This window comes from Pseudomonas syringae group sp. J309-1, assembly GCF_032582135.1.
GTDB classification, from domain to species: Bacteria; Pseudomonadota; Gammaproteobacteria; order Pseudomonadales; family Pseudomonadaceae; genus Aquipseudomonas; species Aquipseudomonas quasicaspiana.
In genome coordinates this window covers 1-1,358 of record NZ_JAWHNU010000119.1, presented here as the reverse complement: position 1 = coordinate 1,358, position 1,358 = coordinate 1, and the positions used below count along the sequence as shown (strand labels likewise).

Annotated in this window: 1 protein-coding gene; it reads right to left on the bottom strand. The window is 55.5% G+C overall.

The genetic code is table 11. The annotated features are described in order from the left end of the window. Nucleotides 1–10 precede the first annotated feature (10 nt). On the bottom strand, nt 11–1,342 hold the full coding sequence (locus RX972_RS29000) for an IS4 family transposase (RefSeq protein ID WP_410478272.1): 1,332 nt from the start codon (nt 1,340–1,342) through the stop codon (nt 11–13). Between the last annotated feature and the right edge of the window lie 16 nt (nt 1,343–1,358).

Genomic DNA, 1,358 nt, shown 5'->3' with positions numbered 1-1,358 from the left:
GTAATGCTGTTCACTTAAGCGGAGCAGCCTTACGGTCCACTGGGTACCGGGTTTTAGAAATCTTCACCGTCCTTGGCCTTCCCGGCCTTGGGCGGTGATCCAAAAACATTCCACCTACTCCTCCCCTCAGCTCACTTAACCTCCTTCCTGTTGCCGATACTGGGTTAGCTGCTGCCATCACTATCAACTGTACCGCTATGTACTGACAGGCAGGCTTGAACCGTATATCTGAAGGTGCGCGGCCGAACGCTACAGCGGCCTGGCTGGCCTCCCGACGAATAATGTTGTAAGCCAGCAAGAGCCCCCAGACCTCCTGATAAATCAGCTCGACTTTCTTGCTGCGCAGCGTCACCGCGTTCTGTTGCATCGAGCTTTTGATATCCCTGAAGCCCAGCTCAATTTCCCACCGTTCCTTATAAAGCTCAGCTACAGCTGCTGTGTCATAGCTCTCGACAGGCAGAGAGGTAAGCAGCGACCTGACCTTCCCATGGCTTTCATAGCTAACTTCACGCACTTCCCAACTCAAGGGCAGCTCAGGATTTCGTTTGCGTGCCTGAGGAGAAACTTTCATTCGCACAAGACGATCATGCTCGCCGTAGCGCTCCACTTCTTCCATGACCAGATTCTTGCGAGCAGGTGTTAGCCAGTGTCGATTCGCGCCTGCACCAACCACGCTTAGCAGTAGATCCGCGCCCCAGAAGCCTTTGTCGAACAAAGTGATCGAATTGTCTGGAATTCGCCCCAGGAACGTTTCGGCCAGTCGCATTTCACTGCCCCGATAAGGGCTGAGCTGCGCATCGAGGATGACATGCGAGCGGACATTCATCAGCGCAACGAGCCGCAGCATCGGGAACGGGGTTTGCCGGTCGGTGCCGGTATTGCCGGAGCCAAAATGCTCTCTGAGCTCAGGTGAGTCAGGGGTTCGCAACAAGGCACCGTCCACCGCGAAGACTTGTAGACCGTTCCAGTCATCTCCCTCGTAGCGCTCGTTGCCCCAATGCTTACCGGTCTGGCGGAACAAGGATTCAACCGGGTCAGCGCCTAGCCTTTTGCGAGCTTCAGTTACCCCGCTTCGAGCCAGCAACTGATCAGAAGCCAAGCCTTGCGCGCAGATATTCAAACGCCTGGCGACCTCATGAACCGGCTCATCGCGGAACAGAGCCATGCCCAAAACCAGCCAAAGAACCTGATCGCTCGGCAAGCGGCGCCGACGTATCGTGGCTTGCGCCGAGAGGTTCAGCGCACTCGCTACCCACTCGATGGGGATGTTCTGGGTAAAAGTGCTTAGGTCAGAAAAATTGAAGAGATCGCCGAGGTCGAGCAACTGCTGCTGAATGGGCATAAAAAAATCCGATGCC